Genomic DNA, 23058 nt, shown 5'->3' on the forward strand with positions numbered 1-23058 from the left:
CGTGCGCCCCCGGGGCCCGCGCAGGGTGCCGATGAGTGGCTGCGGACCGGTGCGCGGGTACGGTGATCACCGCGGGGCCGCCCTTCCCGCCCGTGTGTTCGTACGAGCTCCCCGAGGACGTCTGCCGTGCCGTACCCCCCACCGCCGCGCATCCCCTCGGGGCCGCGCAGAAGAGCCCTTCTCGCCTCGGCCGCCGGAGCCGCGCTCCTGGCGGGCTGCTCCTCCGGAAGCGGGGGCTCCGACTCGGCGGAGAGCGCCGGCGGCAGCCCGTCGCTCGCCGAGCGGGCACGCGCGCGTGCGGCGCGCGACAGCCAGGGGATCGTCGCGCGGTACGACGCGGTCCTCGCCGCGTATCCGACGCTGGCGGAGCGGCTGGCACCGCTGCGGGAGGCGGCCGTACGGCATGCGGAGGCCTTTGGAGGAACCGTCACTGCAGGCTCCTCCGCCTCGGCCTCCCCCACCGCCCCGCAGGCGTCCCCGTCAGCCTCCCCCACCGCCTCGCAGGCGTCCCCGTCGGCCACCGCTCCGACGAGCGAGAAGGACGCCCTCGCCGGTCTCGCCACCGCCGAGCGCACGCTCGCCGACGCCCGCGCGAAGGCGCTGCTGGAGGTGCCGGGCGAGCTGGCCCGGCTGCTGGCCTCGGCGGCCGCGGCCGGCGCGGCACACGCGTATCTGCTGACGGAGGGCGCCAAGTGAGCGACGAGGACGAGAAGCGGGCGCTGACCGCGCTCCAGGCCGCCCTGGCGGCCGAACACGCCGCCGTCTACGGCTACGGCGTTGTCGGCGGCCGCATCCGCGAGGGCCGGCGCACCGAGGCACGGTCCGCGTACGACGCCCATCGCGCCCGGCGCGACCTGCTGGCGCGGGAGGTCCGGGACCTGGGCGGCACCCCGGTCGCCGCGGCGGCGGGGTACGCGCTGCCGTTCCCGGTGCCGGACTCGGAGGCGGCCGTGCGGCTGGCCGCTGAGCTGGAGGACCGGGTCGCCGGGGTGTACTCCGACCTCGTGCGGGCAGCCGTGGACGAGCGGCGGGCGATGGCCGCGGAGGCGCTGCGGGAGGCGGCGGTGCGGGCGGTGCGCTGGCGCGGGGAGAGCGTAGCCTTCCCTGGTCTCGCCGAGCGGGCGGCGACGGCGACCGCCACGGCCACGCCGGAACCTGCGGCGTAACGCGTACGGGAAGGAAGAACTCGGGTATGGCTTTCGCACCGCCGCAGCGTCTGGTCAGGGCGCTCGGTGAGACGGCACCTGACGGTGACGACTGGTTGGAGAAGCTGCCCGAGGCGGCTCAGCAGGCCGTCGCGCTACGCGAGTTGACCGTGGAACGGGTGCAGATGCCCGGCGGTCGCAGCAGCCTGGTCGTGCTGGTCCGGCGTGCCGACGGCACCCCCGCCGTGCTCAAGCTGGCCCCGCCGCGGTTCCGCCCGGAGGCGGAGCGGGCGGCGCTGGCGCACTGGGACGGGCTGGGCGCCGTACAGCTGCTGGAGCCTTTCGCGGGTGAGGGGGTGCTGCTGCTGGAGCGGTTGCATCCCGATGTGTCGGTGCGGTCGCTGCCGGAGGCGAAGGCGTTGCTGGAGGCCGCCGGTACCTTGCGGCGGCTGTGGGTCGAGCCGCCGGCCGGGCACGCGTTCGAGACGGTGGCCGAGCGGACGGGCCGGCAGGCGCAGGCGATGCGGGCGACCGCGGCGGACCTGGCCGCGGTCGGTCCGCTGGTTGCCGCCGCGGTGGCCGCGCGCGAGGAACTGCTGGCGGCGCCGCCCGAGGAGCGGCTGCTGCACGGGACGTTCCGGCAGAGCAAGGTGCTGGCCGGGGAGCGGATGCCGTGGCTGGCGGTGGGGCCGGACCCGGTGGTGGGTGAGTGCGCGTTCGATCTGGCCCGGCTGGTGCGGGACCGGGTCGAGGATCTGATCGCGTCGCCGTCGGGAGCGTCCATCACCCGGCGGCGGGTGAAGCGGCTCGCGGAGTCCCTGGATGTGGATCAGGAGCGGCTTCGGGGGTGGACGCTGTTCCGGGCGGTGGAGTCGGGGGTACGGGCGCTCCGCGTGGGGAGACCGCAGGATGCCGAGCTGTTGCTCGAATTCGCCGGCTGGCTTTAGGGGAAGCACGCGAGAAGCGTCTGTGCGTCCCGTCGCGGGGAAGCACAGACGCTTCTGAGGGTTCCGTCAGGCGGACAGGCGGGCGATCGCCTCGTCCACCGTCAGCTCCTCGCGCTCACCGGTCTTGCGGTCCTTGAGCTCCAGGACGCCCTCGGCGGAGCGGCGGCCCGCGACGAGGATCTTCGGTACGCCGATGAGCTCGGCGTCCGTGAACTTCACGCCCGGGGAGACGCCCGCGCGGTCGTCGACCAGGACCCGCAGACCGGCCGCCCGCAGCTTCTCGGAGACGTCGAGGGCGAGTTCGGTCTGGAGGGCCTTGCCCGCGGCGACCACGTGGACGTCGGCCGGGGCGACCTCGGCGGGCCAGCACAGGCCCTGCTCGTCGGCGGTCTGCTCGGCGAGGGCGGCGACGGCACGGGATACGCCGATGCCGTAGGAGCCCATGGTGACGCGGACCGGCTTGCCGTTCTGGCCGAGGACGTCGAGCTTGAGGGCGTCGGCGTACTTGCGGCCCAGCTGGAAGATGTGGCCGATCTCGATGGCGCGGTCGAGGACGAGGCCGGTGCCGCACTTGGGGCACGGGTCGCCGTCCTGGACGACCACGACGTCGACGTACGCGCCGACCTCGAAGTCACGGCCCGCGACGACGTTCTTGGCGTGCATGCCCTCCTTGTTCGCGCCGGTGATCCAGGAGGTGCCGGGGGCCACGCGCGGGTCGGCGATGTACGTGACCTTCTCCCCCAGGCCCTGCGGGCCGACGTAGCCGCGGACCAGGTCGGGGCGGCCCGCGAAGTCGGCCTCGGTGACCATCTCGACGGCCGCCGGGGCGAAGTGCGCCTCGACCTTGTCCATGTCGACCTCGCGGTCACCCGGGACACCCACGGCGACGATCTCGCCGTCGACCTTCACGAGGAGGTTCTTGAGGGTGGCGGAGGCCGGGACGCCGAGGGAGGCGGCGAGGGTCTCGATGGTGGGGGTGTCCGGGGTCGGGATCTCTTCGAGGGCGGCGACGGCGGAGGCGTCCTGCGCCTTCAGCTCGTACGTGATGGCCTCGGTGTTGGCCGCGAAGTCGCAGTTCGGGCAGTCGGCGAAGGTGTCCTCGCCGGCGCCGGCCGGGGCGAGGAACTCCTCCGACTTCGAGCCGCCCATGGCGCCGGCGGTCGCGGCGCAGATGCGGTAGTCGAGGCCGAGGCGCTCGAAGACGCGCTGGTAGGCCTGGCGGTGCAGGGCGTAGGACTGGGCCAGGCCCTCGTCCTCGGTGTCGAAGGAGTAGGAGTCCTTCATGAGGAACTCACGGCCGCGCAGGATGCCGGCGCGGGGGCGGGCCTCGTCACGGTACTTGTGCTGGATCTGGTAGAGGATGACCGGCAGGTCCTTGTACGAGGACGCCTGGTCCTTCACCAGCAGGGTGAAGATCTCCTCGTGGGTCGGGCCGAGGAGGTAGTCGCCGCCCTTGCGGTCCTGGAGGCGGAAGAGCTCGGCGCCGTACTCGTCCCAGCGGCCGGTCGCCTCGTAGGGCTCGCGCGGCAGCAGGGCGGGGAGCAGCACCTCCTGGGCGCCGATCGCGTCCATCTCCTCACGGACGATGCGCTCGACGTTGGCGAGGACCTTCTTGCCGAGGGGCAGCCAGCTCCAGATGCCGGCGGCGGTGCGGCGGACGTAGCCGGCGCGGACGAGGAGCTTGTGGCTGAGGACCTCGGCGTCCGCCGGGTCGTCGCGCAGCGTCTTCGCCATCAACTGGGACATGCGCTGGACCGGTGCGTTGGCCATGGTTCTCGTACTCCTGCCGGGAAAACGGTGATGGCAAGGAGGTTAGCCGGGGGGCCGGTGGTGGCGGAAATCGGTTATCGGCGGCGCAACGGCAGGGGTGCGCCCATCACGGCGTACGGCTTCGGGGCGCTGGGGAAGAGGACCTGGCGGGCGAGGTCCTGGTAGCCGAGGGAGTGGTACAGGCCGCGGGCCGGGCTGTCGGTGTCGATCGCGGAGAGGATCGAGCGGGGTTCGCCGGCACCGTCCGTGATCGTGGTGATGAGGGAGCGGCCGACTCCGCGGTTCTGGTGGTGCGGGTGGACGTGCAGCTCGGTGATCACGAAGGAGTCGTCCAGCCAGGTCTCGTGGCCCTGGGCGCGCAGGTACGGCTCCACGACCGTGGACCACCAGTGGGTGCGGTCGTTGGGCATGCCGTAGACGAACCCGACGAGACGGCCCGCGACGGTGGCGCCGAGGGCCCGTGCCCCCGGGTACGTCATGTGGCGCAGGACGATCTGGCGGCGTACGGCGACCTCGTCCGGGCCGAGTCCGAAGGCGACGGCCTGGACGGCGAGGGCCTCGTCGACGCGGGCGGAGAGGTCCAAGGGGCCGATCACGATGTCGTCGTCGGGCGGGCGGCGGTGTCCGTGACCGGGAAAGCGCATGTGGGGAGAGTACAGGGCGCTTCGCTGGATGGGGCCGGGTGCTTCGGGTTGTCGTCCGGATGCGGAACGTGGGGGCTGGGCGCGCAGTTCCCCGCGCCCCCGGGGCACTTCAGAACAGGACGCTCATGAACGCGCCGACCTCTTCGAAGCCCACCCGTCGGTACGTCCTTCTCGCCGCCGTGTTGAAGTCGTTCACGTACAGGCTGACCACCGGGGCCACGTCCGCGAGGGCGTAGCGCAGGACCGCCGCCATGCCGGGGGCCGCGTAGCCCTGGCCACGGTACTCGGGGGCCACCCAGACGCCCTGGATCTGGCAGGCGCGGTCGGTCGCGGCGCCGATCTCTGCCTTGAAGACGACCTTGCCGTCCGCGTCGAGGCGGGCGAAGGAGCGGCCGGAGCCGACGAGTTCGGCGACCCGGGCCTGGTAGAGGAGGCCGCCGTCCCCGGCCAGCGGGGAGACGCCCACCTCCTCGGTGAACATCGCCACGCAGGCCGGCATGATCGTCTCCATCTCGTCCTTGCGGATGCGCCGGACGTAGGGATCGGGGGCGATCTCGGTGGAGAGCCGGTCGGTGACCATCAGGGGCTGGTGGGCGCGGACGTCGCGGGCGGGGCCCCAGCTGGGTTCCAGCAGCCGCCACAGCTGCGCGGTGGGCTCGGCGGGGCCGACGATGGAGGAGCAGCGGCGGCCCGCGCGGCGGGCGCGGTCGGCGAAGGCGCGGACGGCTCGCGGGGTGGCGCAGATGGGGACGAGGTTGGCGCCGGCGTAGCAGAGGGACGTCAGCAGGCCGTCCTCGTACCAGCCCCACATCTCGCCGCCGAGCCGCCACGGGTCGAGGCCGGCGACCTGCACGCGGGACGTCACGAAGGCGTTCGCGACCGGCTCGCGGTCGAGGACGGCGAGCGCTGCGTCCAGGTCGCTCGGTTCGAGGACCCGGGAGGTCGTCTGGGTCAACACGGGCGGGGCCTCACACTGGGGACTGCGCTGATCTCCGCACTGTACCTGCGGAAGCTGAGCAGCGTCGCCCCGTGATGGTGCCGCTTGTTCTGAGGTGTCCGGCGTTTGTGTTGCCGGGCGCCTACGAGCTCGGGGGTTCCTGTGATTCCCGCGAGTGCGGGTCCGCTGTGGCTGGTCGCGCAGTTCCCCGCGCCCCTTGGGGGCCTGTGGCCCCCTCGGGGGCTGGGGACCGTCAGCCCGCCACCGCCACCGACGGCTCACCCGAGGCCACGCCGTCCGCCTCCATCTGCTCGGCCAGCTTCATGGCCTCCTCGATGAGGGTCTCGACGATCTTCGACTCGGGGACCGTCTTGATGACCTCGCCCTTGACGAAGATCTGGCCCTTGCCGTTGCCGGAGGCGACGCCGAGGTCGGCCTCGCGGGCCTCGCCGGGGCCGTTCACGACACAGCCCATGACCGCGACGCGGAGGGGGACCTCCATGCCGGTCAGGCCCGCGGTGACCTCCTCGGCCAGCTTGTAGACGTCGACCTGGGCGCGGCCGCAGGACGGGCAGGAGACGATCTCCAGGCCGCGCTGCTTGAGGTTCAGGGACTCCAGGATCTGGTTGCCGACCTTGACCTCCTCGACCGGCGGGGCGCTCAGGGACACCCGGATCGTGTCGCCGATGCCCTGGGAGAGGAGGGCGCCGAAGGCCACCGCGCTCTTGATCGTGCCCTGGAACGCCGGGCCCGCCTCGGTGACGCCGAGGTGGAGGGGGTAGTCGCACTGGGCGGCGAGCTGCTTGTACGCCTCGATCATGACGACCGGGTCGTTGTGCTTCACCGAGATCTTGATGTCGCGGAAGTCGTGCTCCTCGAAGAGGGACGCCTCCCAGAGGGCGGACTCGACGAGGGCTTCGGGGGTGGCCTTGCCGTACTTCTGGAGCAGGCGCTTGTCGAGGGAGCCGGCGTTGACGCCGATGCGGATCGGGGTGCCGTGGTCCTTGGCGGCCCGCGCGATCTCCTTGACCTTGTCGTCGAACTGCTTGATGTTGCCGGGGTTCACGCGGACCGCGGCGCAGCCGGCCTCGATGGCCGCGAAGACGTACTTGGGCTGGAAGTGGATGTCCGCGATGACCGGGATCTGGGACTTCTTCGCGATGGTCGCCAGGGCGTCCGCGTCGTCCTGGGTGGGGCAGGCGACGCGCACGATCTGGCAGCCGGACGCCGTCAGTTCGGCGATCTGCTGGAGGGTCGCGCCGATGTCGGACGTCCGGGTCGTGGTCATCGACTGGACCGAGACCGGGGCGTCGCCGCCGACCGCGACGGTGCCGACCTGGATCTGCCGGCTCTTGCGGCGCTCGGCAACCCTGGTCGGAACGGACGGCATGCCGAGAGAAATCGCAGTCATCTGCTGTGCAACCCCAAGTCGTGGATCAAGGTCCGGTGCCAACGGAACAGTGGGCTCCAGGCTTCGAGATTACGGCACGCGCACAGGCCCGGGCACATCCGTCCCGCCGACCCGCCCGAACGACGACGGCCCGGCACACAGCGTGCCGGGCCGTCGTGAACGCCGTGTGGCTAGGAAATTTTCACCGGGTTGACGACGTCCGCGATGAGCACCAGCACGGTGAAGCAGATGAAGATGCCCGCCACCACATAGGCCACCGGCATCAGCTTCGCCACATCGAACGGGCCCGGGTCGGGGCGGCGGAAGAGCCTGGCCAGGTTGCGGCGCAGGGACTCCCACAGGGCGCCCGCGATGTGGCCGCCGTCCAGCGGCAGCAGCGGGAGCATGTTGAACAGGAACAGGGAGAGGTTGAAGCCGGCCAGGAGCATCACGAACATCGCCAGCTGCTGGGAGGCCGGGATGTCGAGCGTGGCGATCTCGCCGCCGACCCGCGCCGCGCCGACCACGCCCATCGGGGAGTCCGGCTCGCGGGGGCCGTCGCCGAAGGCCGCGTCCCACAGGGCGGGGATCTTGGAGGGCAGGGCCGCCAGGGAGTCGACCGCGTCGCCGACCCGGTCGGTCATCCAGGTCACCGAGTCGCCGAAGTCCTGCTTGACGACGCCGGTGGCGGCGCTGAAGCCGAGGAAGCCGGCCTTGACGTACTCGCCCTGCACGTAGGAGCCGCTGGAGTCCTTCTTCGCGACGAGGTTGGTGGCGATCTTGGCCGTGAGGGAGACCTGCTCGCCGTCGCGGTCGACGACGATCGGGACGGTCTTGCCGGCGCTGTCGCGGATGAGGTCGGAGAGGGTGTCCCAGTCGTCGGTCTTCACGCCGGCGAAGGAGACGATCTTGTCGCCCTTCTTCATGCCGGCCGCCGCGGCGGGGGACGCCTTGTCGGTCTTCTTGCAGGTGTCGCGGTTCTCGCTCTGCGCGATGACGCAGGGGGACACGGAGGCGACGGACGTGGTCTGCTGCTGGATGCCGAAGCCCATCAGGACCGTCAGGAACAGGCCGATCGCCAGGACCAGGTTCATGAACGGGCCCGCGAACATCACGATCACGCGCTTCCACGGCTTGCGCGTGTAGAAGAGGCGGGTCTCGTCACCGGGCCGGAGCTCGTCGAACGCGGACGAGCGGGCGTCCTCGATCATGCTGCGCCAGGGCGAGGTGGAGCGGGACTCCAGCTTGCCGTCGGGGCCGGGCGGGAACATGCCGATCATGCGGATGTAGCCGCCGAGCGGGATGGCCTTGATGCCGTACTCGGTCTCGCCCCGCTTCCGGGACCAGACGGTGGGGCCGAAACCGACCATGTACTGCGGCACGCGGATGCCGAACATCTTGGCCGTGGACAGGTGACCCAGCTCGTGCCACGCGATCGACACCGCGAGGCCGAGGGCGAAGAGCACTATGCCGAGGATGAACATCAGGGTCGTCATGCACGGGCCTCCGCCGTCTGTGCCGCCAGTTCCCGGGCCCGGGTGCGGGCCCAGGTCTCCGCTTCGAGGACGTCCGACACCGTGAGCGGGGTTCCCGTGGCCGGCGTGCCGTGCTCCTCCACCACGCGCGTCACGGTCTCCATGATCCCGTTGAAGGGCAGCGCGCCGACCCGGAACGCTTCCACGCACTCCTCGTTGGCGGCATTGAACACCGCCGGGGCCGTGCCCGCGAGCTCTCCCACGTGCCTCGCAAGGTTGACCGAAGGAAACGCGTCGTTGTCGAGCGGGAAGAACTCCCACGTCGACGCCTTGCTCCAGTCGAAGGCGGGGGCCGCGTCGGGGACGCGCTCGGGCCAGCCCAGCCCGATGGCGATCGGCCCGCGCATGTCGGGGGGCGTCGCCTGGGCGATCGTCGATCCGTCCGTGAACTCAACCATCGAGTGGACATACGACTGGGGATGCACGACGACCTCAATGCGGTCGAAGGGAATGTCGTAGAGGAGGTGCGCCTCGATGACTTCCAGGCCCTTGTTGACGAGGGTGGCGGAGTTGATCGTGATGACCGGGCCCATCGCCCAGGTGGGGTGGGCGAGGGCGTCCTCGACGCTGACGTTGGCCAGTTCTTCCTTGCTACGGCCGCGGAAGGGGCCGCCGGACGCCGTGACGACCAGCTTGCGCACGTCGGCCCGCGTCCCGGAGGCGAGCGCCTGGAAGAGCGCCGCGTGCTCGGAGTCGACCGGGATGATCTGTCCGGGCTTGGCGAGCGCCTTGACCAGCGGGCCGCCAACGATGAGCGACTCCTTGTTGGCGAGCGCGAGGGTGCGGCCCGCCTCCAGGGCGGCGAGGGTCGGGGCGAGGCCGATCGAGCCGGTGATGCCGTTGAGGACGGTGTGGCAGTCGGAGGCGGCGACCCGGGTGGCCGCGTCGGGGCCCGCCAGGATCTCGGGGAGCGGCTCGCCCGCGCCGTACCGCGCTCCCAGGGCCTCCCGCAGTGCCGGCACGACGTCCTCGCGGGCGACCGCGACCGTCCGCGCCTTCAGCTGGTGGGCCTGCTCGGCGAGGAGGGTGACCCGGCCGCCGTTCGCGGAGAGCGCGGTGACCCGGAAACGGTCCGGGTTGCGCAGGACGAGGTCGATGGCCTGGGTGCCGATCGAGCCGGTGGAGCCGAGGATCACCACGTCCTTGGGGCCGTCGCCCGCGACCGGGTCATAGACGAGGTGCGGGTCGGCGAGGGGAGCTGGACTGTCACTCATCCCCCCATTGTTGCCGTAAGGACGGTGTGTGAGGACAGCGCGTCCCCCGAAGGGGGTTCCCCGGGGGACGCGGTGCCAGGGGCCGGTCAGCGGATGGGGCGGTGGACGTTGTCCTTCTGGCTGGCCCCCGGGGTGGCGTCGGCGATCCACGGGCCCTCGCCGGAGGGATCGACGATGCCGTCCTCCAGCCACGCGTAGGTGCCGGACATGACGCCCTTGACGACCTTGCGGTCCAGGTCGTCGGTGTTGGTCCACAGGCGGCCGAAGAGCTCCTCGATCCGGATGCGGGACTGGCGGCAGAAGGCGTCGGCGAGCTGGTAGGCCTGGCGGCCGTGGTCCTCGGTGGTGCGCAGGAGTTCGGCCCGGACGCAGACCGCGCTCATGGCGAAGAGTTCCGCGCCGATGTCGACGATCCGGCCGAGGAAGCCCTGCTTGGTCTCCATGCGGCCCTGCCAGCGGGACATGGCGTAGAAGGTGGAGCGGGCGAGTTTGCGGGCCGTGCGCTCGACGTAGCGGAGGTGGACGGAGAGGTCGACCTCGCGTTTGAACTCGCTGTAGGAGTACGGGAGCTGGCCCTGTCCCGCGACCAGCTTGGGGAGCCACTTGGCGTAGAACACGCCCGCGTTGGCGCCCGCCTTCGCCTTGTCGGTCAGGGACTTCTCCGGGTCGATCAGGTCGCCCGCGACCGACAGGTGGGCGTCCACCGCCTCGCGGGCGATCAGCAGGTGCATGATCTCCGTCGAGCCCTCGAAGATGCGGTTGATGCGCAGGTCGCGGAGGATCTGCTCGGCCGGGACCGCTCGTTCGCCCCGGGCCGCCAGGGACTCCGCCGTCTCGAAGCCTCGGCCGCCACGGATCTGGACGAGTTCGTCGGCCATGAGCCATGCCTGTTCCGAGGCGAAGAGCTTGGCCAGGGCGCCCTCGATGCGGATGTCGTTGCGGTCCTCGTCGGCCATCTGGCTGGCGAGGTCGGTCACGGCCTCCAGGGCGAAGGTGGTGGCCGCGATGAAGCTGATCTTCGAGCCGACGGCCTCGTGCTGGGCGACGGGCTTGCCCCACTGTTCGCGGGCCGCCGACCACTCGCGGGCGATCTTCAGGCACCATTTGCCGGCCGCCACGCAGGAGGCGGGGAGGGAGAGCCGGCCGGTGTTGAGGGTCGTCAGCGCGATCTTCAGGCCGGCGCCCTCGGGGCCGATGCGGTTCGCGGCCGGGACACGGACCTGGTGGAAGCGGGTGACGCCGTTCTCGATGCCGCGCAGGCCCATGAAGGCGTTGCGGTTCTCGACGGTGATGCCGGGCGAGTTGGTCTCGACGACGAAGGCGGTGATGCCGCCCTTGTGGTCCTCGGACCTCGGCACCCGGGCCATGACGACGAGGAGGTCGGCGACCACGCCGTTGGTGGTCCACAGCTTCACGCCGTCCAGGACGTAGTCGTCGCCGTCCGGTACGGCGGTGGTGGCGAGGCGGGCCGGGTCGGAGCCGACGTCGGGCTCGGTGAGGAGGAAGGCGCTGATGTCGGTGCGGGCACACCGGGGCAGGAACGTCTCCTTCTGCTCGTCGGTGCCGAACAGCTTCAGCGGCTGCGGTACGCCGATCGACTGGTGGGCGGAGAGCAGGACGCCGATCGCGGGGCTGGCGGAGCCGGCGAGGGCGAGGGCCTTGTTGTAGTACACCTGGGTGAGGCCGAGGCCGCCGTACTTGGTGTCGATCTTCATGCCGAGGGCGCCGAGTTCCTTGAGGCCGTTGATCACCTCGTCGGGGATGCGGGCCTCGCGCTCGATGAGGGCGCCGTCGACCTTCGTCTCGCAGAAGTCGCGGAGTTTGGCGAGGAACTCCTCGCCGCGCTGGGCGGCCTCCGCGGAGGGCATGGGGTGCGGGTGGACCAGGTCGAGCCGGAAGCGGCCGAGGAACAGTTCCTTGGCGAAGCTGGGCTTGCGCCACTCCTGTTCCCGGGCCGCCTCGGCGACCTCACGGGCCTCACGTTCGGAGACGGTGGGTTTGCTGGATGGTGCGGACATGAGGCTCACCTCGCCGCGAATCGGGATCTTGGACCGTTTTCGTTACCGACCGGTGCTACTCGATCGTATGTACCCGATCCCGGGCGCCCCCACCACCCCTGGGGCGCGGCCGTTCAGCCGATGTTGACGGAGTAGGCCTTCGTGTCCAGGCGTCCGGCGCCGCCCTGCCGGTTGAGCCAGATCATGACCTCGCCGGTGGGCTGGTCCTGCCAGCCGGCGGTGTTCTTGGCGTGCAGCCACAGGCCGTAGGCGACGTTCGGTCTCCCAGCCCCAGTGCCAGCCGAGGACGGTGGAGGCGTACGACTTCACGTCGTGGTCCTTGCCGGTGGCGCTGTTGGCCAGGCTTTGGCTGGTGCCCCACGAAATGGTCGCCCCGGACCGGGAGTTGGACCACACGCACTGGGTGCCGGTGTGCTTCCCCTCGTTCCAGAGGCTGTTGTTCACGTAGTACTCGCCGAGCGTGACCGTGTCGAACGCCGTGCACTCCTTGCCCGGCTCGTCGGCCCGCGCGACGGTGACGCCGACGGCGGCGGCGAGTGCGACCGCGCCGGAGAGCAGGGTCTTCGCCTTCTTGGAGAAGCGGGGGCGGCGGTGCCGCATGGGGGTCCTTCCCGGGGTTCCTGTCACGCCCCTCAGTGGGCGCCGTCGTTCGGAAGGTTGCCGTCACCCCGGTCCGTCATGATAGGTACCGGAGGGCCTTGTGGCGCCTGGCCATCAACTCCCTGTCGAAGCGCTTCGACAACCTATGGACACCCACCTCGGGTGCGGCTACTGTCGAACCACCCTCACCCGCCCCTGTTCAACCTGCGCACTGTCGAAGCGCTTCACAAAGCTTGGAGAGCTGGATGGTCACCCTCGCCGAGGTCGCCCAGCACGCCGGAGTCTCGGCGAGCACGGTGAGCTATGTCCTCAGTGGCAAGCGGTCCATCTCCACGACCACCCGGCAGCGGGTCGAGCAGAGCATCCGCGAACTCGGCTACCACCCCAACGCGGGCGCCCGCGCCCTGGCCAGCAGCAGGTCCAACATCATCGCGCTGATGGTGCCGCTGCGCACGGACATGTACGTGCCGGTGATGATGGAGATCGCCATCGCCGTCGCCACCACCGCCCGGACGCACGGGTACGACGTCCTGCTGCTGACCGGCGAGGAGGGTCCGGACGCGGTGCGCCGCGTCACCGGCAGCGGGCTCGCCGACGCGATGATCCTGATGGACGTCGAACTCGACGACGAGCGGCTGCCGTTGCTGCGGGGCACCGACCAGCCGTCCGTGCTCATCGGACTGCCCGCCGACACCACCGGACTGACCTGCGTCGACCTCGACTTCCGGGCGACCGGCGCGCTCTGTGTCGAGCACCTCGCGATGCTCGGCCACCGCGACATCGCTGTCATCGGCGAGGCCCCCGCGGTCTACGAACGGCACACCGGTTTCGCGGAGCGCACACTGGACGGACTGCGGTCCCGGGCCCAGGAGTTGGGCGTACGGCTGCTGCACCGGCCGTGCGAGGGCGGGTACGACGCGATGGCCGTGACGCTCGCCCGCATCCTCGACGAGCGCCCGGGCACCACGGGGTTCGTCGTACAGAACGAGTCGGCCGTGGAGCCGCTGCTCGCCCTGCTGCGCCAGCAGGGCCGCGCCGTGCCGGAGGACGTGTCGGTCGTCGCGGTCTGCCCCGACCAGGTGGCCATCCAGGCCTCGGTGCGGCTGACCTCGGTCGCCATTCCCGCGCAGGAAATGGGCCGGCACGCCGTGGAGCGGCTGGTGGCCAAGCTCGACGGCCGGGGCAGTGACGAAGTCGTGCTGATCACCCCTGAGTTGACGGTCCGGGCGAGCACGGGCCCGGTACCGGCGTAACACCTCCCCGCGCGTCCGCCCCTGCCGGGGCACCCCCATGTCTGCCACTCCGCCAGGAGTATCGGAGCCCAGGAGCGCCTCAAGTGACTCAGCCTGCCGAAAACCAGCCTCCGACCGGCGCGGTGAGCCTCGCGCAGTCGTCCCCGACCGTCGGCACCTTCCGCGAGCGGGACGGTGCGCTGGAGTGGAGCGGCCGTCAGGAGACCCTACGGATCGAGCCCTGGGGCCCGGACGCGGTCCGGGTCCGGGCCCGGCTCGGCGGGCCGATCCTGGAGGGGCTGCCGGGTGCGCTGCTGGACGCCGCGCCCGCCACCTCGTCCACCGTCAAGATCGAGGACGGGCAAGGGCAGTTGACGGTCGGCGCGCTCACCGTCGAGGTCAGCGCCGAGGGCCTGATCCGCTTCCTGCGCACCGAGGACTCCGGCGAACTGCTCGCCGAGGCCCGCGCCCACTTCTGGTGGCCCGGCTCGCGCCTCTACACCGCCGTCGGCAACGGCCACCACCGCCTGGAGCAGCGGTTCGCCGCCTACGACGACGAGAAGCTGTACGGCCTCGGCCAGCACCAGCACGGCCGCTTCGACCAGAAGGGCCTGGTCCTGGACCTGGTCCAGCGCAACGCCGAGGTCGGCATCCCGGTCCTCAGCTCCAGCCGGGGCTACACCCTGCTGTGGAACAACCCGGCGATCGGGCGCGTGGAGCTGGCCCACAACGGCACCCGCTGGGTCGCCGACTCGGCCCGGCAGATCGACTACTGGATCACGGCCGGCTCCCCGGCCGACGGGCAGCGCCGCTACTCCGCCGTCACCGGCCGTACCCCGATGCTGCCGGAGTGGGCGGCGGGCTTCTGGCAGTGCAAGCTGCGCTACCGCACCCAGGAGGAACTCCTGGAGGTGGCGCGGGAGTACAAGCGCCGCGGGCTGCCCATCTCGGCGATCGTGTGCGACTTCTTCCACTGGACGCATCTGGGCGAGTGGAAGTTCGACCCGGCGGAGTGGCCCGACCCGGCTGCGATGGTGCGGGAGTTGGCGGAGCTGGGCATCAAACTCGTCGTCTCCGTCTGGCCGTCGGTGTCGCCGCTGAGCGAGAACCACCCGGTGATGGAGCAGCGCGGCTACTTCATCGGCACCCAGTACGGGCCGATGGCGCACGCGGACTGGCCGGACAAGGAGGTGGCGTCCACGGTCCAGGTGGCCTTCTACGACGCCACCAACCCGGAGGCGCGCCGGTTCGTGTGGGCGCGGATCAAGGAGAACTACCTCGACCCGTACGGCATCACGGCCTTCTGGCTGGACGCCTGCGAGCCCGAGCTGAAGCCCGGTTTCCAGGAGAACCTGCGCTACTGGGCGGGCCCGGGCCTGGAGGTCGGCAACATGTACCCGGCGGACAACGCCCGCACCTTCCACGAGGGGCTGAGCGCCGAGGGCGAGGAGGTCATCACCCTCAACCGCTCGGCGTGGGCGGGCAGTCAGCGCTACGGCGCCGCCCTGTGGTCGGGTGACATCGGCACCGACTTCCCGACCCTGCGCCGGCAGATCGCGGCCGGTCTCAACACCGCCCTGTCCGGCATCCCCTGGTGGAACACCGACATCGGCGGCTTCCACGGCGGCGACCCCAGCGACCCGGCGTACCGGGAGGTCATGGTCCGCTGGTTCCAGTTCGGCGCGCTGTCCCCGCTGATGCGCCTGCACGGCTTCCGCGACCCGGGCATGCCGCTGGGCCCGGAGATGACCGGCGGCCCCAACGAGGTGTGGTCGTACGGCGAGGAGGCCGGCGCCGTCATGGAGAAGTACCTGCGGCTGCGCGAGCGGCTGAAGCCGTACGTCCTGGACGTCATGCGCGAGGCCCACGAGGAGGGTCTGCCGCCCATGCGCCCGCTGTTCCTGGAGTTCCCGGACGACCAGGCGGCCTGGACGGTGGACGACGCCTATCTCTTCGGCGCGGACCTGCTGGTGGCGCCGGTGCTGACGGCGGGCGCGACGGCCCGCACGACCTATCTCCCGGTGGGCGCGACCTGGACGGACGCGTGGACGGGTGAGACGTACGAGGGCGGGACGACGGTGACGGTCGACGCCCCGCTGGACCGCATCCCGCTGTTCCTGCGGGACGGGGCACGGCTGCCGGTAGCGGAGTAGCCGTGTGCGGCGTGCGGCCGGTCCCGGTAGGGGAGGGACCGGCCGCACGCGTGTGTCAGCGGCGGACGGAGACCAGGGAGCGGACGAGCGCGGCGGTGTGCAGCGGTCCGGGTGCTGCTCGTGGTGGACCTGGACCACGGCGAGGGCGGCTCGGGGGCGGCAGCCGGCGGAGGCGGGCTGCGGGGTGGAGTCCGCGAGGGCGGTGGTGAGGCGGCCTGCCGTCGGGGGCGCGGTGGGCCGCGGGATGTCGGGGCGGGCGCCGCCGCCGCGGGGCTCGGGGAGGTGAGCGGCGCGGCGGCGGCGAGCAGGGTGGTGCCGAGGGGGTGGGGACGCGCAGGGGTCCAGGTGGCCGCGGGTCCCCACCCCGCTGGGTCAACTGCTGCTGACGGTCAGGTTGTTGGTCTGGAAATCGAGACCGCCGGACGACGAGGTGATCTCGTAGCCGAACTGGACGTCCCCGATGGTCTCGTTGCTGGACATCCAGCCCTTGGTACCGGAGATCCAGGTGAGGATCGGCTTGATGTTCACGGTGCCGGAGGTGGAGTCCGACGTCCGCAGGAACGAGAAGACCTCGTTGGCGCCGTTGCTGCCCTTGTAGACGGTCCAGGTGTGGCCGCCGAGGGTCACGTTGCCCTGGGAGGTGCCGAGCGGGCCGACGGCGCCGTTGTAGTTGACCCAGAGCATGATCTCGTAGTCGTAGTCGGTGTCCCAGATGTCGTACGACGTGTTGTACGCGCCGGACGACGGGACGGTGACGTTGTAGTTGCTGGACAGCGACCCGAGCGAGGCGATCGTCTTGTTGATCACCTTCTTGGAGTTCGGGTAGGACTTGATGCCGCCGGTGTTGGGGTGGTTGGCCCAGACTCCCCAGTTGGTGCCGGAGTTGGCCCAGATGCACTGGCTGCCGGCGCCGGAGCCCCAGATGTTGTTGTAGAGCGTGTAGCCGTTCAGGCTGGTGTTGGCCCACTGGTCGCAGGAGTTCCACACCGCCGCCGAGGCGGGCGCGGAGGCGAGGCCGACGGTGGCGCCGAGGGCCATCGCCGGGGCCAGTACGGCCATGGTGACGTTGCGGAGCGTGCTCTTTGCCATGGGGTCCCTTCCATGGGTGGGGGGAAATGCGGGGGTGTTCACCACGCCCCCAGACGCAGGACGTGGTCCTCCCCGGCGACGAGGTCGAGCGGCTCGGCGCCGGAGGAAGTCCTCAGTTCGACGCGGTGGCTGCGGGTGGGGCGCAGCACCGCGGTGGCTTGCCGTGGGGTCCAGATGAGGTCGAGTTCGGCGCCGAACCGGGTGCGGACGCCGAGGAGCCGGCCGCTGGGGTACCGGTCGGGCAGTGCGGGCAGCAGGACCAGCCGGTCCGGGGTCGACTGCACGAGCATCTCGACGAGGACGGCCGGGAGGGTGTGGGCGGCGTCGGCGTTGTAGACGTCGCGGTTCGGGTAGTGGGCGCTCATCAGCGAGGCGTGGAAGAAGTCGCCCTTGAGGACCTGGCCGAGGGCGTGCGCGACCCGTTCGCCGTCGCGCAGGCGGGCCGCGATCAGGGCATGGTGGAGATGGCCGTGGGCCGAGTCGTTCTCGGCGCCGCGCAGTTCGAGGGCACGCCGGGCGGCACCGGCGAGGTCGGGGGTGTCGTAGGGGTTGATCTCGTCGAGCGGCCAGACGCCGTAGAGGTGGCTGAGGTGGCGGTGGTCGTAGGTGTCCTCCAGGTTCGGCCAGGCCCATTCGGCGAGGGCACCGTCGTCGTTGACCCGGTGCGGTGGCAGGCGGTCGGCGAGAGCGCGCAGCCGGTCTGCGTCCTGCGGGTGGTACGCGGCGGCCGTGGTCAGCGCGTGCCGGGCCGCCGAGAGGTCCATCGCCGCGTTGATCGCGCCCCAACTGGCGTTGGCGGGGCGGTTCTCGGGCGAGTAGGAGGGGACGACGACGAGATGGCCGTCGGCGTCGGTGCGGGTGAGGAAGTCCTCGTAGAACAGGGCGACTTCGGCGAGTGCGGCGGCGGTGCGCGGGTCGCGGGTGCCGGTGGTCTCGTCGTGGTCGACGAGCGGTTTGAGCAGCCAGTCGGCTCCGGCCGTCCACAGGTGCAGCGGGTATTCGCGGCTGAAGTGGTACGTCAGCCCGGACTCGCCGTCGCTGTGCGGCGGGGCGACGACCCCGCGGGCGCCGAAGATCGCGCGGGCGTTGTCGCGCCAGTCCGCCAGTTGCCCGTGGATGAGTGAGGCGAGCGCCTCGGTCACCTCCGGAAGGGCGGCTGCCGCGGCGGACGCGGTCTGGAGGTTGACGTTGGCGTCGTTGGTGAACGCGCCCGACCAGGCGGTGTCCCAGTCGCCGGTCCACAGGCCGGTGAGGCGGGGCGGGAGCAGTCCGGCGGCGGAGAGCAGGTGGTAGCGGCCGGCCGCGAAGAGGCGCTCCAGCAGGGCGGGGCTGTCCGGGCGCTCCAGCAACTCCGAGCCGGGCAGGGCCCGTTCGGCGGGGTCCGCGTCCAGGTCGAGGGTGACGCGTGCGTAGGCGGTGCCGTGCAGCGGGGTGTGCCGGTCGAGCAGGGCGGTGTGGTCGTCGGGGAGGTCACGCAGGGCGCGGGCCTCCGCCATCACGTCCAGCTCGCCGGTGTGCCGGACGACCCGGGTCAGCAGCAGCACCGACTCCGCGCCGGAGATCCGCACGCCGGGCGGCGTGAGGGTGGCGGTGCCGCCGGTGAGCTGGACGAGGGTGACGCCGGTGTAGGCGCGGTCGCTGCCGGGGTAGCGGGCGCGCAGGGTGAGCAGGGCGCCCTCGGGGGTGAGGACGGCGCCCTGGCCGACGCCGAGGTCCTTCGGGGCGCCGGGCAGCCGGTGGTCCAGGGAGATGTCGAGGTGGTCGGCGGTGACGCGCTGGACGATGACGTCGTCGGCACGGGAGACGAAGACCTCGCTGTCCCAGCCCTCGTACCGGGTGCGGGTGACGCCGGTGGTGAAGTCGACGGAGCGGCGGTAGTCACGGACGTCCTCGATCGCGCCGCGCAGCCGGATCTGGAAGGCCGGGTGGAAGGGCTGCACCCATTGCAGGTCCCGTCCGTCCGTGAAGCGCTCGGCGGCGTCGAGCTCGCCGGCGAGCAACCGGTCCTGGAGGGCGGGGAGTTCGGCGGCCAGCTCGGGCGGGCGGGCCCGGTCGGCGCCGTTGGGGCGGACCAGGGTGTGCTGAGTCACGACAACCCGCTCGTCGTTCGGCTCACCGAACACAAGGGTGCCGTGGTGGCCGTTGCCGCTCAGGAAGCCGTCCTCCCAGCGGCCGGCCGGCCGGGGTTCCCAGGTGCCGTGCACAGGGCTCATGGCTTCAGCACCGCCACTCCATGGCGTCCGAGGAAGAGTTCGTCCGTGATGTTCATGCCGGTCAGGAGATCACAGAAGGCCCCCGGGACCTGCACGGTCACGGACTCGCGGCCGTGGTTGAGCACGAAGAGCAGCTCACCCCGGCGCACGGCCTCCACCCCCGCCGGGAGCCCTGCCAGCGTCGGCCGCACCCCCGCCTCGGCCGCGAACCGGGCCAGCAGCCCGCTCAGTTCGGCAGGCTCGGGAAGCGTGGCGAGATAGTGGGCCCGGCCCTTGGCCAACAGGGCGGGCAGTCCGTCGAGTTCACCGCCCTTGAAGGCGGCCGCGACGACCGCCTCCGGGTCGGCCTCGATCTCCTCCGACCACAGGGTGCCGCGGAACCCGTCGCACTCGACGGTCTCCCCCGCGTCCAGCGGCCACCACTCGTGCAGCGTGCGGATGCCGAACAGCTCCCGCAGGCGGACGTCCATGCCGCCGGGGCGCACCCGGTCGTCCTCGTCGGCAATGCCGGTGAGGAAGCCGGAGACGAGGGTGCCGCCCTGGCGGACGTACCCGAGGAGGTTCTCGATCGCCGCGTCGGTGAGGGCGTACAGCTGCGGGACGACGACCAGCCGGTAGGGGGTCAGATCATGGTCGGGGTGGGCGAAGTCCGCGGTCAGGTGGGCCTCCCAAAGGGCCCGGTGCCAGGCGGTGAGGACCTGCGGATAGTCGACCTCGGCCGACAGCCGGCCCTCGTGGGCGCCGGCCCACCAGGAGTGCCAGTCGTGCAGGACCGCGATGTCGTTGCGGGTATGACGTCCGGTCACCTCAGCCCCGATCCGGGCCAGTTCGGCGCCGAGCTGCTTGACCTCTTGGTACGTCCGCCCCTGTTCCCCCGCGTGGCTGACCATCCCGGAGTGGAACTTCTCGGCGCCCTGCCGGGACTGCCGCCACTGGAAGTAGCAGACGGCGTCGGCGCCGCGGGCGACGGCCTGGAGGGACCAGAGCCGGTTGAGGCCGCGCGGCTTCGGGTGGTTGACACCGCGCCAGTTGACGGGTCCGGCCGCCTGCTCCATCAGCATCCAGGGGCCGCGGGCCTGGGAGCGGGTCAGGTCCTGGACGAGGGCCGCCTGCTGGGCGCCCAGCGGGTCCCTCGGGTCGGGGTAGAGGTCGACGGAGACGACGTCCTCCTCCTCGGCCCACCGCCAGGCGTCCTGGCCCGTCCACAGCGGCATGAAGTTGGTGGTGACCGGGAGGTGCGGGGTGTGCCGCCGCACGATGTCCCGTTCGGCGAGAAAGCACTCCAGGAGCATGTCGGAGGTGAACCGCTTGAAGTCGAGCACCTGCGTCGGGTTCTTCATGTAGTGGGCGTGCCGCGGGGTGTGGACCTCGGCCCAGTCGCCGTAGCCCTGGCTCCAGAAGGCGGTGCCCCACGCGGAGTTGAGGGCGTCGAGCGTGCCGTAGCGCCGCCGGAGCCAGTCCCTGAACCGGGCGGCGGCCTCGTCGCCCCAGTCGAAGGTGCAGTACTCGTTGTTGATGTGCCACATCGTGAGGGCCGGGTGGCCGCCGTAGCGGGCGGCGAGGTCCTCGGTGATGGCGGCGGCACAGCGCCGGTAGACGGCGCTGGAGTGCGAGAAGTGCTGCCGGCCGCCCCACCACTCGGTGCGCCCGTCCTGGTCGACGGGCAGGGTGTCGGGGTGCAGATGCCCCATCCAGGGCGGTGGCGAGGCGGTCGGGGTGGCCAGGACGACGCCGATGCCGTGCTCGTGCATCAGGTCCATGAGCCGGTCCAGCCAGCCGAACTCCCGCTCCCCCGGACGGGGTTCGAGCTTGGCCCAGGAGAACACTCCGAGGGTGACGGAGTTGACGCCGGCGTCCTTCATCAGCCGGACGTCCTCGTGCCAGGTCTCCTCGGGCCACTGCTCGGGGTTGTAGTCGCCGCCGAAGAGGAGGCGGCCGCGCGTGACGTCACCGAGCCCCGGCATCACACCGGCTCCCCGTACTGGATGCCGCGCCCGTTGGTGGCGAGGTACACCCGCCCGTGGATCCTCGGGTCCCCGGTGATCGCCTCGCCGGTCCAGCCCCACTGGTGCCGGTCGTCGTTGATGCGCACCCAGGTCTTCGCCTCGTCGTCGGAGCGGTACACGGCGGTGATCGACTCGATGGTGCCGACCAGGTAGACCGCCGGATAGGCGGCCCCGTCGGCGGCCTTGCCGAAGCCGAGGGTGTACGCGGCCCGGCAGCTGCCGACCCTGGAGAAGCCGGCGCCCCCGTCGGTGGACCGGTACAGCCCGTTCCCCTTGACGCTCAGCCAGAGGTCGCCGGCCCGGCCGGGGGCCGCGACCAGCTCGAACTGGCTGTCACCGGCCGGCAGTCCGGACGCCCGCGCGGTGAACGTGGCACCGCTGTCAGTGCTGGCCAGCAGCGTTCCCGTGTCGGTGTCGTAGGCGTAGAAGCGCGTCGGGTCGGCCGGGTCGGCGACCGGCGTGGCGCCCTTGGGGAAGGAGGGGACCTCGGCCCAGCCGGCCCCGTTGTCGGTGGAGCGGTGGGCCGGGTACCTGGTGCCGTCCCAGTGCACGAAGACCCACAGCAGGACGCTGCCGTCGGCGTTGACGGCGATCGGCCCCGGTGCGTCCTTGGCGAGGGCGGGCTGGGCCGCGAAGGGCGCCCAGGTCTGCCCGCCGTCGTTGGAGTACGCCCCGTTGCCGTGGTCGCCCCACCCGGTGCGCACGACGTAGGCCGGCTTGGCCGCGGCCTGCGCGAGCCCCGTCGCGGTCCCGAACACGGGGTTCGAGGCCATGCCGCGCGAGGGCGATGCGGTGAGCTTCTCGTGGTACATCACACCGATGTCCCCGGACCCGCTGATCAGGTGCGCCGCCCCGGCCGGGGGCGAGATGAGCAGCCGCGCGGAGGCCTCTTCGAGCCCGCGGATCTGCGGGGCCCAGTTCTTGAGGTCCCGGGTGCCGTAGAGGGTGGCGCCGGTGCCGTAGACGATGTGCCGGGAGTCGTACGGATCGAGCGCGAGCGCCTGGATCCACCAGCCGAACTTGGGGGCGTCCGCGCCCCACCTGAGATAAGGGGTCTCGGAGACGTCGAGGACGGCGGAGTCCTTCAGGGAGGTCCAGGAGCGGCCGCCGTCGGTGGACCGGAAGACGGTGTCGACGAGGGCCCAGCGGTTGTTGGTGGAGACGACGAGGGTGCCGGGCCGCCGGGCGTCCACGGCGACCCCGCCGTAGCCGAAGGAGTCGGTGCCGCCGTCGGCGGTGGTCCCGCCCGGCTTCACGGGCGTGACCTCACGCCACTTCCCGTCGGCGGTGCACAGCACGTGCACGCTGCCGTCGGACTGGCCGTTCGGCCCGGGCGCGTCGGCGTACGTCAGATACAGCTGGCGGGTGTGCTTGTCGTACGCGGCCCGGATCGGCACCTTGGCGGCGGCACCGGAGGGCTGTCCGGCGACGGCTTCCCAGGTGGTGCCGTCCGCGGTGCGGTACAGGTTGGCGGCGGTGCCGTCGGAGTCGCCCCAGCCGGCGTAGAGGGTGCGCCCGGCGGCGACGAGGAGGGTGACGCCCTGCCCGGAGGCGCTGGGCGTCACCGGGAAGCCGGTGGCCGGGGCCCAAGTGGCGCCCCGGTCGGTGGACTTGAGCAGCCCGTCGTGTCTCGTCCCGAGCCACAGGGTGTCACTGTCCCGGGGATCGACGAGCAGCCGCTCCCCGCATCCCCGCCCGTCCTCGTTGGCCCCGAGCTTCACGGTGAGATCGGTACGGGCCCAGGTGGCGCCGCGGTCGTCGGAGCGCAGGACGGCACCGTTGGAGGCCCAGGGCTGCGCGTACGTACCGAGGGCGAGGTAGAGCCGGTCCGGATGGGCGGGGTCGATCGCCATGGCCTCGACCCCGAGGAGGTTCCAGTCGTCCCAGCCGAGGTGATCGGTGAGCGGCGTCCACCGCGCGGCCGAGTCGTCCCACCGGTAGGCGCCGCCGATGTCGGTGCGGGCGTAGGCGAGCCCGCGGACGGCGGGGTGGAAGAGGACACCGGTGACGAAACCGGTGCCGCCCTGGACGACGTTGCGCCAGCGGTAGGTGGTCGTGGCGGAGACGGCCAGGGCCCGCCCCTGGCTCAGCGGGACGGCGGTGAGCGCGGCGGCAGCAGCGGCCCCGGCAAGAACGGCACGACGACTAGGCCGTGATGCGCGCAT

General features: G+C 71.7%; 17 protein-coding genes. 5 read left to right on the forward strand and 12 right to left on the reverse strand.

Translation table 11 applies throughout. The annotated features are described in order from the left end of the window. The first annotated feature begins 126 nt into the window (after positions 1-126). From DI272_RS13735 to DI272_RS13745, 3 genes are read left to right on the forward strand one after another with little or no spacing between them, the layout of a single operon-like run. Positions 127-696: a hypothetical protein gene (locus DI272_RS13735; protein WP_109495655.1), complete on the forward strand. Its 570-nt coding sequence runs from the start codon at positions 127-129 to the stop codon at positions 694-696. Next, positions 693-1166, forward strand: coding sequence for a ferritin-like domain-containing protein (locus tag DI272_RS13740; protein ID WP_109495656.1), 474 nt, complete (start codon positions 693-695; stop codon positions 1164-1166). The genes DI272_RS13735 and DI272_RS13740 overlap by 4 nt, the downstream gene beginning before the upstream one ends. A 26-nt stretch (positions 1167-1192) precedes the next feature. Further along, positions 1193-2092: an aminoglycoside phosphotransferase family protein gene (locus DI272_RS13745; protein WP_109495657.1), complete on the forward strand. Its 900-nt coding sequence runs from the start codon at positions 1193-1195 to the stop codon at positions 2090-2092. Between the two features lie 66 nt (positions 2093-2158). Here the strand turns inward: DI272_RS13745 and DI272_RS13750 are convergent, their stop codons facing one another. The 8 genes from DI272_RS13750 to DI272_RS44145 form a co-directional block, all read right to left on the reverse strand. After that, positions 2159-3862, reverse strand: a complete 1704-nt coding sequence (locus DI272_RS13750; RefSeq protein ID WP_109495658.1) for a proline--tRNA ligase — start codon at positions 3860-3862, stop codon at positions 2159-2161. Positions 3863-3936: 74 nt separating this feature from the next. Next, entirely contained in the window at positions 3937-4506 is a 570-nt protein-coding gene (locus DI272_RS13755; protein ID WP_109495659.1) for a GNAT family N-acetyltransferase, read from the reverse strand. Positions 4507-4615: 109 nt separating this feature from the next. After that, positions 4616-5464: a GNAT family N-acetyltransferase gene (locus DI272_RS13760; RefSeq protein WP_109495660.1), complete on the reverse strand. Its 849-nt coding sequence runs from the start codon at positions 5462-5464 to the stop codon at positions 4616-4618. A 232-nt stretch (positions 5465-5696) separates the two neighbouring features. After that, entirely contained in the window at positions 5697-6854 is a 1158-nt protein-coding gene (gene ispG, locus DI272_RS13765) for a flavodoxin-dependent (E)-4-hydroxy-3-methylbut-2-enyl-diphosphate synthase (protein WP_109495661.1), read from the reverse strand. 170 nt (positions 6855-7024) lie between these two features. Continuing rightward, positions 7025-8317: an RIP metalloprotease gene (locus DI272_RS13770; protein WP_181387529.1), complete on the reverse strand. Its 1293-nt coding sequence runs from the start codon at positions 8315-8317 to the stop codon at positions 7025-7027. 8 nt (positions 8318-8325) lie between these two features. Beyond that, positions 8326-9582: a 1-deoxy-D-xylulose-5-phosphate reductoisomerase gene (gene dxr / locus DI272_RS13775; RefSeq protein WP_109495663.1), complete on the reverse strand. Its 1257-nt coding sequence runs from the start codon at positions 9580-9582 to the stop codon at positions 8326-8328. An 86-nt stretch (positions 9583-9668) separates the two neighbouring features. After that, positions 9669-11600, reverse strand: coding sequence for an acyl-CoA dehydrogenase family protein (locus DI272_RS13780; protein WP_109495664.1), 1932 nt, complete (start codon positions 11598-11600; stop codon positions 9669-9671). A 42-nt stretch (positions 11601-11642) separates the two neighbouring features. Beyond that, a complete protein-coding gene (locus tag DI272_RS44145) occupies positions 11643-12200 on the reverse strand; it encodes a hypothetical protein (protein ID WP_146238326.1) in 558 nt (185 codons plus the stop codon). A 245-nt stretch (positions 12201-12445) separates the two neighbouring features. Between DI272_RS44145 and DI272_RS13785 the strand changes: the two genes are divergently transcribed. Beyond that, positions 12446-13453: a LacI family DNA-binding transcriptional regulator gene (locus DI272_RS13785; protein ID WP_109495665.1), complete on the forward strand. Its 1008-nt coding sequence runs from the start codon at positions 12446-12448 to the stop codon at positions 13451-13453. A gap of 83 nt (positions 13454-13536) precedes the next feature. Then, entirely contained in the window at positions 13537-15585 is a 2049-nt protein-coding gene (locus tag DI272_RS13790) for a TIM-barrel domain-containing protein (protein WP_109495666.1), read from the forward strand. A gap of 372 nt (positions 15586-15957) precedes the next feature. On the opposite strand, the gene DI272_RS13795 is transcribed toward DI272_RS13790, so the two are convergent. The 4 genes from DI272_RS13795 to DI272_RS13810 are packed head-to-tail and all read right to left on the reverse strand — an operon-like array spanning position 15958 to position 23058. Beyond that, the gene (locus DI272_RS13795) at positions 15958-16674 is read right to left on the reverse strand and encodes a hypothetical protein (RefSeq protein ID WP_109495667.1); all 717 of its coding nucleotides are present in this window, start codon (positions 16672-16674) and stop codon (positions 15958-15960) included. A gap of 38 nt (positions 16675-16712) precedes the next feature. Then, positions 16713-18887 carry a glycoside hydrolase N-terminal domain-containing protein gene (locus tag DI272_RS13800; RefSeq protein WP_109495668.1) on the reverse strand — a complete coding sequence of 725 codons (2175 nt, stop codon included), beginning with the start codon at positions 18885-18887 and terminating at the stop codon, positions 16713-16715. Next, entirely contained in the window at positions 18884-20851 is a 1968-nt protein-coding gene (locus DI272_RS13805; protein ID WP_109495669.1) for a beta-galactosidase, read from the reverse strand. The genes DI272_RS13800 and DI272_RS13805 overlap by 4 nt, the downstream gene beginning before the upstream one ends. Continuing rightward, positions 20851-23058 carry a sialidase family protein gene (locus tag DI272_RS13810; RefSeq protein WP_109495670.1) on the reverse strand — a complete coding sequence of 736 codons (2208 nt, stop codon included), beginning with the start codon at positions 23056-23058 and terminating at the stop codon, positions 20851-20853. The genes DI272_RS13805 and DI272_RS13810 overlap by 1 nt, the downstream gene beginning before the upstream one ends.

The sequence above is a fragment of the Streptomyces sp. Act143 genome (assembly GCF_003143935.1).
In the GTDB taxonomy this organism is placed as follows: domain Bacteria; phylum Actinomycetota; class Actinomycetes; order Streptomycetales; family Streptomycetaceae; genus Streptomyces.

Bases quoted from the DNA above. Each gene is read 5' to 3' on its own strand.
- DI272_RS13745 (WP_109495657.1), top strand. From the start codon at position 1,193: ATGGCTTTCGCACCGCCGCAGCGTCTGGTCAGGGCGCTCGGTGAGACG.
- DI272_RS13750 (WP_109495658.1), bottom strand. From the start codon at position 3,862: ATGGCCAACGCACCGGTCCAGCGCATGTCCCAGTTGATGGCGAAGACG.
- DI272_RS13755 (WP_109495659.1), bottom strand. From the start codon at position 4,506: ATGCGCTTTCCCGGTCACGGACACCGCCGCCCGCCCGACGACGACATC.
- ispG (WP_109495661.1), bottom strand. From the start codon at position 6,854: ATGACTGCGATTTCTCTCGGCATGCCGTCCGTTCCGACCAGGGTTGCC.
- DI272_RS13770 (WP_181387529.1), bottom strand. From the start codon at position 8,317: ATGTTCATCCTCGGCATAGTGCTCTTCGCCCTCGGCCTCGCGGTGTCG.
- dxr (WP_109495663.1), bottom strand. From the start codon at position 9,582: ATGAGTGACAGTCCAGCTCCCCTCGCCGACCCGCACCTCGTCTATGAC.
- DI272_RS13780 (WP_109495664.1), bottom strand. From the start codon at position 11,600: ATGTCCGCACCATCCAGCAAACCCACCGTCTCCGAACGTGAGGCCCGT.
- DI272_RS44145 (WP_146238326.1), bottom strand. From the start codon at position 12,200: ATGCGGCACCGCCGCCCCCGCTTCTCCAAGAAGGCGAAGACCCTGCTC.
- DI272_RS13785 (WP_109495665.1), top strand. From the start codon at position 12,446: ATGGTCACCCTCGCCGAGGTCGCCCAGCACGCCGGAGTCTCGGCGAGC.
- DI272_RS13795 (WP_109495667.1), bottom strand. From the start codon at position 16,674: ATGGCAAAGAGCACGCTCCGCAACGTCACCATGGCCGTACTGGCCCCG.
- DI272_RS13800 (WP_109495668.1), bottom strand. From the start codon at position 18,887: ATGAGCCCTGTGCACGGCACCTGGGAACCCCGGCCGGCCGGCCGCTGG.
- DI272_RS13805 (WP_109495669.1), bottom strand. From the start codon at position 20,851: ATGCCGGGGCTCGGTGACGTCACGCGCGGCCGCCTCCTCTTCGGCGGC.
- DI272_RS13810 (WP_109495670.1), bottom strand. From the start codon at position 23,058: ATGCGCGCATCACGGCCTAGTCGTCGTGCCGTTCTTGCCGGGGCCGCT.